The following is a 9274-nucleotide window of genomic DNA, read 5'->3' on the forward strand; positions in this document are numbered from 1 at the left end:
GAAATATCCGAATACGGCAGCTCCTGCGTCGCATGAAGCACACCGTCTCTACCCGCATATCCCGCGTAGGTGAAACCATGCCTGTCCACCATTTGCTTCAGATAACCGACACACTCCTCCTGTTCCATAAGGGGCAGGGCATCCGCCGCCGTCTCCAGGGTATCCAGCGTATCCTCCACCGCCGCCTGGATATAGGTAACGATATGATCCGCCACCTCCGCCAGATGGCTCTGGTTTTCCTCCAGCAGGGTCTGATCAAAATTATGGATATAGAACGCTGAAACCAGCGCGAACACTATAATCACCCCGGCCAGAGCTCCCGCAAAAATCCGGGTTCCCGCCTTTTTCCCCATACCACTCTTCATCTGCAACCCCTACCTTACCGGATTTTCCTGCATGCGCTCCGCACGCAGCCTGTCCATATTCCTGAGACAGTCCTGCGCTGTCATCCCGCTCCCGCTTTCCATAAATTCCAGGATGCAGGAGGCATCCATCTGTGAAAACCCCCGGATTCTCAGCCAGGCTATGGAATCATGGAAATGTCTCTCAATCACGCTTTCCGCCTCCAGATACTGCGGGGTGGAAATACTGGCTATCTGGTTTTTAAAAACAGGCGCCGTATAAATCCCCTCAAATGCGGCGTTATAATTATAGGGATCCGCCAAAAACGTAATAAAATTCAAAGCGGCATCCAGTCTCTCACTGTTCTTATTTACCAGGAACATTCCCAGGTTGGGGCCTTCAAAGGTTCCCTCCTCCGGCACGCCCATAAACGCCGGCATCAGCCCGAACCGGGATGCATCTCCCTCAAAATCCGTATACAGCCAGGTATCCCAGCAAAGCATCATGGCATACCTGCCGGACTCCATGGCCTCGTTCATCCCGTTCCAGTCATCCTCCATATAGTTATCACCCAGATATTCCTTTTCCGCCATGATCCTGTACCACATGACAATCTGTTCCATCTGCGGTATATCCGCATACCCAAGGCTTCCGTCATTGAGTCCTTCCAATACGGAAATATCCTCCACCACACTGTCCAGCGGGAACTGGTAGAGCAGCATGGAAATTTCCTTCCCGGGCATATAAAGAGGAATCACCCCGTGGTTTTTCAGCGTTTCACAGGTCTGCAGGAACTCCTCCTGGGTCCTTGGGACCTCCAGATGATATTTCCTGAAAATTTCTTTATTATAGATGGTTCCCGAAACAGAAGCCTCCCAGTGTGGCAGCCCGATAATTTTCCCATTATAAACTGCCTGGTTAATTGCGGTATCCGTCAGATCCTCCACCCAGCCCGCCTCTGTAAAATCATAAAAATTCTCATCGGGATCATAAATATCAATATTGGTTCCCCCATAGCTGAGAAGGATATCCGGTCTCTCCGTCTCTCCTTCCACCGCGCCAAACAGCTTTTCTTCGAATTCCTCCTTGGGTATCTGAACCACCTCCAGTTCATTTCCCGTAAGGCTCCGGTAACGTTCAAAGGCCTTTACAATATAGCTTCGCTCCATTTCCGGATAAATTCCCCAGATCACCAGCGTTTCCCCCGTACTTTTCCCCCAGTCGTAGACAGGCTCCGGAAACGCCGTCTGGTACGAACTGTCTGACTGCTCCCTGCTGCCGCAGCCCGCTGCCATCAGAAAAACCGACAGCAGCAGAAGCGCTCCCGCCGACACTGCTTTTTTCCCCATCACAAAATCCCCCTCACTTATGTCCCGTTAAAACTATTTTATCATTGTTACGATAAAAAGGAAAGGAAACATACAAGACAATGGCCGGCGGCCGCTGCGGCATTCCCGTTATTCGGCCGCTTCCTTCAGCATGAAATACATCGAAGCAACCCCTGCGCCTGTCGCCCCTTTGGCTTCAAATGCATAGGTGGGTGTATCGCACCAGGCCGTACCTGCAATGTCCAGATGAATCCAGGGCTTTCCCTCACAGAATTCCCGGATAAACAGGCCTGCCGTAATTGTCCCGCAGCAGCTGGAGCCTACATTTTTCACATCGGCCACGCTGCTCTTAATCATTTCCACATGCTCCCTGCCGAAAGGAAAACGAAGGTATTTTTCCGCCGAATGCGCCAGTCCTTTTTCAAATACCCTGTAAAAATCATCATCATCCGACATCGCCCCCGCGATGGTATAGCCCAGCGCGTTCCAGGCCGCCCCGGTCAGCGTTGCGATATCCAAAAGCTTCGTTATCCCTTCATCACGGATACAAAAGCTCACCGCGTCCGCCAGAATCAGCCTGCCTTCCGCATCCGTATTGAGAACCTCAATGGTCTTGCCGCCGTACCCTGTGATCACATCCCCCGGCAGCAGCGCAGACTGGGAAATCCTGTTTTCACACATGGGCAGGCAGGCCGTTACATTCACCTTAAGCTTCCTTGCCGCCACAGCATGGAGCGCTCCCACAACGGCGGCCGCCCCTGCCATATCCCCCTTGATCCCGGCCATGGAACCGCTGGGTTTCAGACAATAGCCTCCGGTATCGCAGGTCACGCCCTTTCCTACCAGGCCGTATACCTCGCTGCTGTCCGGATTGCCCCGGTAGCGCAGGACGAGCATACAGGGCGGATACTCACTGCTGCCGCCCACGCCATACAGACCCTCCATTTTCATGGCGCGCAGCTGTCCGTAAACAAAGGTCTGCGCCTCGATTTCCACATCCTCCACGAAGCCCGTCACCGCCCGGTCCAGATCCATGGGACGCAGATGGTTACCCGGCGTATTTACCAGATCCCTGGCAAAAAGGATATCCCCTGCCAGCTCCTGCGCCTCTTCAATTAATTCCTCCAGCCCTTCAAGCCCGCTGACCCTTTCCAGCTGGAAACAGCAGGGAGCCTCCTCCTTCTTTTCCCTGGAAAAAGAATAGCTGTAGCCTCCCAGCTCCAGCCCCAGCACACTCTGCGTCACCGCATCCTTCCCCAGAAGCTGCGTGAAAACAGAGATATCAACGGAGCATTCCTTCACCTTCATCTCCCGGCACCTGGCTGAGGCGGCCGCCAGGATTTCCTTCACCTCCAGAAGCCCTGTCTCCTTTTCCTTACCGCACCCAACCAGCAGAAACGCCTGTCCCTGAACGGGCACATACAGCGTCTCCAGGTATTTTCCTTCAAAAACCTCCTCCAGCCCCAGCCGGAAGCTTCTGATATGGGGATCCTTCTCCCACGCAAAATCAATATAAAAACGGGCATTCTTCCCTTCCGTTACCGTAACCATTTTTCCATCCTCCCTTTTTTCCAGATTCCATGACAAAGCCTTCCCGCCGGAATCACAGCATTCTTCCGAAGCCCTTGCCCACCACATTGCTGGCCTCCGCCACAATGATTAAAGCCTTTGGATCCACCCTGCGGATTTTTTCCTGGATTTTTGAACAGTCCGCCTTCCCTGCCGCTCCCAGAATCACCCTCTGGGTTTCGCTGGTATAACCGCCCTCTCCCTTCAGAATGGTGATTCCTTTATGCTCATCCAGGAAAACGCAGCGCACCTTGTCCGTGCATTCACTCATTACAATAATCAAATCCTTGGAATTCGCCTGGTTCACCAGCCTGTCCATAAAAAGCCCGGACACATATACCGTCACAATAGCATACAGGATGCTGTCAATGTTCCGGTAAACCACACCGGAGGCCAGGACGATTACCATATTGATGGCGGACACAAGCGTTCCCACCTTCAGGTGGGGAAAATACTTCTGCAGGATCAGGCCAATCATGGTAATGCCGCCCGTATCCGATGTGCCCAGATAAACCATTGCCAGCCCCGTGCCCATGAAGGCCCCGGCAAACAGCGCCGCCAGAAGGGCATTTCCCTGATAATGGGGCAGGACGGGCGCCAGCAGGTCCGTCATCAGTGACAGCAGTACAATGCTTGCCGTCGCCTTTCCCACAAATCCGGCCGGGAAAATCTTTTTCCACAGCACAACCGCCAGAATCGGGAAATTAAACAGTGCGCAGAACAAGCCCATGGGAAAACCCGTCAGGAAGTTCACCAGGATGGCGATACCGCTGGCGCCGCCGGGCGCAATCCTGGCCGGCGCCGCAAAGCTCCTCATCCCTACCGTATACAGAAAAATACCAACCACATTCAGAACAATAACCGCTTTTGTATTCTTTTCCTTCACGTCCGTCTTTGTGCCGCCCCAGGGCGGCTTCCCCCTTTATCTGCTCAGAATTTTCAGCATGAGATCCACGCTTCCCACATTATAGCCGCTGCTTGCGTAAATCCCTGTCATACCGTCCCTTGTCACCACCAGCAGCGGAAGCTTTTCCGGATCCACATACATCCGTCTGGCGATTGGCTCCGGCGTTTCTCCCTCCGGGTCAAAATAAACGGAAACACAGGGGATTTTCTCCAGCGTGCGGGCAAGCGTGGCGTTGGCAAGCGCCTCTGCGTCCCTTACGATAAATATAAGCTTCGCCTCCGCCGCATTCCAGTCGCCCGCCTGCTGCATCAGTTCATTTAAAACATGCTCCGTAGGCTCCGCGCCTTCCTCCAGAAAACAGAGTACCGCGCTGCCTCCGGCCGTAAGCCGGGCCGCAGGACAGCGTTTCCCGTCCGCATCCGTCACCTCAAAATCAGGAAGCTCATTGTTCACAAGCATATCCTCCAGGCTGCCCTCCCGCAGGCTCATGGATATTTCCCTGCGCTCTCCGTCTGCCAGCCGGAAGGTACGCTCCGCCGCATGCTGGTTGCCGTTTGGCATGCGCGAGGTGGTGATCAGCCGGTAAATCCCCGGCTCCAGGGACAGCTCCAGACAGTTTCCGCCAAAACGCAGGCCTTCATAATCCAAGGTAACAAACTGCAGGCCATCCAGCTTCCCAATCGTCCAGGTCTGATAATAAATCCATTTACTGCCGTCCTCCACCTGCAATACCAGCGACGCGTCCGTATTCCCCGGCGCTGCATCAGCTTTTTCTTGTCCAACGCTCTTCCCCGGCGTACGGAACTGCGTTCCCGTATAATACTCCGGCTCCGCCGTCACCCGGTTCAGCCTGGCGGGAATCCCCAGGGTACGGCAGGCTGCCGCAAACAGGATTTTCCTCGACGTTTCATTCCCCTGCTTCAGCGTCAGGCAGCCCACCGGCGTGGCGCAGATGGTCCGGTAATCAAGCGCCGGTTCATAACTGATTTCTTTTTCTATATATGCCCAGAGCTTCTCCGGATCTTCCCTGAATGCTTCTTTCTCCGCTTCCGTAAAATACCCGTCAATAAAGCTGTGGTAAGCCGTCAGCTGTTCATAATAAATCCTCGGGCACAGCAGATATTCCCGATAAATTTCCTCCGGCCATGCGCCCCTGACCTTTTCCGCCCCGCAAAGCGCATCCTCCAGCACCGCTGCCCTTACATCCAGATAATCCTTTGCGCTTAAGCTGTGAAGCAGCGCTTTCCTGTGAGGATTCCCATCCTTTTCCAGGAACCGGAGCACCTCGTCAAAATTGCCGGCCGCAATGCGCAGCAGCTCCTTTTCCTCCGGATACCTGGCCGCAGCCTCCTCCCGGTAAAAGGAACGGATTCTCTCCTCCCGCATTTTATTGGCGGCGGCAAGCCGCAGCCGCTTTCTCTGCTTCTGCTCCGGTGTTACAGCGCCCGGATTCATGGGATAATCCTCCGGCGCAGTTATCTCCTTTGGCTCCCACACATCCCTGATCCAGCTATCTTGCGCCGCAGCAGCGTCCAGCACGATTTCCGCCCGCTCCTGCCTTGCCCCGGATACAAGCTGTTCTCCAAAATAGCCGCCGGCCTGCGCCCTCACATGGAAATCTCCCAGCCCCGCCGTCAAGTGCACCTCGCCTTTTTCATCCGTTGACAGCGACGCCACGCTGCAGTACTCTCCCATATTCAGGATTTCAAAGGAAACCAGCGCGTCCTTTACCGCCTTTCCCTCCCGATCCTTTACCGCCACTGTAAGCCTGCGGGTCCGGGCATAGACGGAGGTATTGTTATAGAACCAGGTCACGCCCTCCCTGCCAATGCATTCCTCCGCTTCCTCTCCGGTAAAATCAGAAAAATTCCTGCTGTGCACCAGCAGCGCGCGGCTGGATGCATGGGAAAACCATCCCTTATTAAGCACCTCCTCCGGCTCGCACGCCCCCAGGAAGTACCACCGGCCCTCCGCCCATACCTCCACCCAGGCATGGTTATCGTCACAATGGGCCCATCTGGGAGTGTATACCTGCCTGGCAGAGATGCCGACGCTGCGCAGCGCCGTCACCATAAAGGTGGATTCCTCCCCGCAGCGCCCCTTCCCGCTCCTGTATACCGTCATGGGTGATGCGGTTCTCATATCGGACGCCTGGTACGTTGCATGCTCCGCACACCAGTAATTGATTTCGATTACGGCCTGACGGGGTGATTTCCAGAGCTCCTTCCCGGTCAGCCTGTCCTTCAGCTGTTCATAAAAAAAAGCCCTGTTTTCACTGATGTCCTCGGAATTGATCCGGTAATACAGCACATGGTTTACAAAAATATCCTCCGGAAGGGCGGCGCACCACGCTACATGCTCCCGCAGCCAAAGCCCATGTCTGACAAAGGAAAGGAACACCCGGAAATCATACTCCCCCGCATCCCGCAGAGGCATCGTGCCGTAGAAAAACCGCATCAGCGCTGCTTCCTCCGGCGTGCACCGGGAGAATCCCTCCTCCAGTCCGGCCCGCACCGTTTCCAGATACGGCAGCCTTTCCGCATATTTTTTCTCCGCATATTCTATCAAACGATTTGATAACATTTTCATACCTCCCATCCATCGCGCCGGCGCGCGCATCCATGCATCATTTATTATCCAGCCCCTCCGCATAATAGCTGGGCGCCAGCCCCATAACACGCTTAAATGCCCTGCGGAAGGAAAAATCGCTGCCATAGCCCACAGCCTCCGCCACGTCCTTTACCGGGACCTGTTTTTTCAAAAGCTCGCAGGCCATTTTAATCCTTTCATTTTCCAGATACTCGCTGAAGCTCATGCCAAACAGCGACTTAAACTGCTTATACAGCCTGTTTTCAGAAACCTGCAGCTCTTCCGCCAGCTGGCTGAGATTAAAATCCTGCCGGCTATATTTTTCAGCCACCGTTTTCCGGATCGACTGCTTCAGGGCATCCGCATCCTGCTCCTCTTTTTTCCTCTTCTGACCGGAGGCGCCGGCCAGCAGCTGCCTGCATATCCCCGCAAGCTCTTCCAGGCTCTCCGCCCCGTTAATCCGCTCCTCCGCGCCGGAAGCGGCGTCCTCTTCCTCCTTCAGCGCCCGCAGCACGGTGGCCCGCACCAGATCTGTCAGGTAACCCGCCATGGTGACGGTAAGCTTCCTGTAGGTAAAGTTTTCAAAGGTGAGCACCCGGAAAATATCGTCAATCTCCTCCTGGTTGCCCTGGCGGATGCTCTTTACAAGAAGAAGCTCCGTCTCTATGGGGAAAAAGAAGCTGTCTGTCTGCTTCGGCATTTCCTCCTTGCACATCACGGTACGCATGTTATGGAAGGCCAGATATTCCGTAATCTCCCTGGCATCGTCACAGGAGGTGGCGATTTCCATCCGATCCGTCACATTCCTGCCCAGCCCCACATAGGTTTCCAGCTCTTTTTCCATGAGAAGGCTCTCCCCGAAGTCTGTCAGCAGCTCCCGGATGGTCTCCCGCGCTTCCTCCCTGCTCACGGGAAAAATCAGGGCGCTGCGGGACTGATCCAGCTCACAGTAAATCTTGGAGATGCATATCTGCTCCTGTATGCATTCCCTGATGAACAGCCGCAGCTCGTTCCACTGCTCCAGATCCTTACTCATAACACTGCTGCGTATCTGGATTACCGCAGCGCAGTAGGCATCCCCCTCCAGGGTGATGTCCACGCTCTTAAGCTCCTCTTCCAGCTCCGCGCCGGAGGTATATTCTCCGAACAGCAGCTTGCGCACCACTGCCGTGCGCATGAAATTCTTCTGCAGCTTCAGCGTTGTCTGCAGATTGGCGGCGCTGTCAAGCAGGTAGGGAATGCCCTCCCAGAAGCTGCGCACCGGCTTCCCGTTGCCCTGGGCCGTTCCGAATTCATCCTGATATCTGCTGAAGGAAAGAACCACGTCCCTGCGCTTCCTCCACAGCCCGATACATACGGCCAGCCCCGCCAGCATGGCCGTCACGCACAGCGCCACGATCAGATACTTTATGGAACCGATCTGTCCCAGCAGCGTTTTTTTCGGCAGTATGGAAACATATCTGTAAGGGGAACCGGGGCTTTCCACCGCACATATGATATAACGTTCCCCATGCAGGGAGAATTCCCCGTCCTTTTTCCCCAGGATGTAATCCATGGGCAGCTCGTCCGCTCCCACGTCACAGTTTTCCCCGGTAATGATTTTCTGGAAGTACTCTCCGTCCCGCTCTTTATCCAGCATCAGCGTTATCCCCTGCCCATGGATCAGGTTGTTGCGCAGCTGTCCATCTATCAGGTTGTCGTTAAGCACCACCACCAGCGTCCCTTCGGGATTCTCATAACCGCTGAAGGGGAAGGACTGGGCCACCATCAGCTTCTTATCCGTCCCATCGTCCTGCAGGCGGAGCACATCCTTGCTGTATACCTTGCCGGCGAAGTTTTCCAGCAGCTCCTTATAGCTTTCGCTGCCAAGCATGCCCACGGAAGCGTAACCTCTGTCATCCGCAGGCACCACCACCTTGTCCATCACCATGTATTCCCCTTTTTCAAAGAAAAAATAGATGTTTTCTATGGCGGCGTTGAACATAGAATAATCCGACAGCGACCGGATATATAAATACATATCATAATAATCCTTTTCCTGCCGGATCTTGCTGCAAAGATCCCGCAGCTCCGGGGAATTGCTGATATAGCCTCCCATATTCCCGGCCTCTTCAATACTCCGGTTCACCTCCAGCGCGGTCATATTCAGCGTTGTGAACATCTTTTCCTTCTGCACGGACAAAAGCAGGCTGGTAGCCGTAAAATAAATAATCACTATGGCAAGCAGCGGCGCTATCAGGATAGAAAGATAGGAAATCAGCAGATTCATTGACAACTGGTTCACTCTATATCGTACAGGTCTTCTCACAGTATCTCTCCCCTTCTTTTCTTTCGTACAGCCGTTAAAAATACCCGGCTCCCCCGGAACGCATCCGACACCGGAGCCTCCCCCGGCATCACGTTCTCCCGTCTTTGCAGCCGCACCCTGCCCCAGCTGCCCACCCGTCCATTATACTATAAGGAAAAAAAGATTACTATGAAAAACCGATCTGTTTTTGCATGAAAAAAGGTCTCCCGTTCCCGCCTCACAGGGGCTCTC

General features: G+C 54.3%; 5 protein-coding genes and 1 pseudogene. All 6 read right to left on the reverse strand.

Annotation, left to right across the window (positions count from 1 at the left end; translation table 11 throughout):
• The coding region (locus HMPREF1548_RS17875; protein WP_021637816.1) for a hypothetical protein at positions 1-365 on the reverse strand (365 nt) is incomplete at its 3' end.
• 9 nt (positions 366-374) lie between these two features.
• Positions 375-1691: an ABC transporter substrate-binding protein gene (locus HMPREF1548_RS17880; RefSeq protein ID WP_021637817.1), complete on the reverse strand. Its 1317-nt coding sequence runs from the start codon at positions 1689-1691 to the stop codon at positions 375-377.
• A 108-nt stretch (positions 1692-1799) separates the two neighbouring features.
• The gene (locus HMPREF1548_RS17885) at positions 1800-3308 is read right to left on the reverse strand and encodes a leucyl aminopeptidase family protein (protein ID WP_021637818.1); all 1509 of its coding nucleotides are present in this window, start codon (positions 3306-3308) and stop codon (positions 1800-1802) included.
• On the reverse strand, positions 3274-4125 hold the full coding sequence (locus HMPREF1548_RS17890; protein ID WP_021637819.1) for a YitT family protein: 852 nt from the start codon (positions 4123-4125) through the stop codon (positions 3274-3276). The genes HMPREF1548_RS17885 and HMPREF1548_RS17890 overlap by 35 nt, the downstream gene beginning before the upstream one ends.
• Positions 4126-5004: 879 nt before the next feature.
• Positions 5005-6861: pseudogene (locus HMPREF1548_RS17895) on the reverse strand (transglutaminase-like domain-containing protein); the annotation flags it as partial.
• Positions 6773-9043 (reverse strand): helix-turn-helix domain-containing protein, encoded by a 2271-nt coding sequence (locus HMPREF1548_RS17900; RefSeq protein WP_157065706.1) that lies wholly within the window; start codon positions 9041-9043, stop codon positions 6773-6775. The gene HMPREF1548_RS17900 and the pseudogene HMPREF1548_RS17895, both read right to left, overlap by 89 nt.
• Between the last annotated feature and the right edge of the window lie 231 nt (positions 9044-9274).

The sequence above is a fragment of the Clostridium sp. KLE 1755 genome (assembly GCF_000466465.2).
Lineage (GTDB): Bacteria > Bacillota > Clostridia > Lachnospirales > Lachnospiraceae > Eisenbergiella > Eisenbergiella porci.

Coding starts and splice junctions, on each gene's coding strand:
- HMPREF1548_RS17880 (WP_021637817.1), bottom strand. CDS start 1,691: ATGGGGAAAAAAGCAGTGTCGGCGGGAGCGCTTCTGCTGCTGTCGGTT.
- HMPREF1548_RS17885 (WP_021637818.1), bottom strand. CDS start 3,308: ATGTGGTGGGCAAGGGCTTCGGAAGAATGCTGTGATTCCGGCGGGAAG.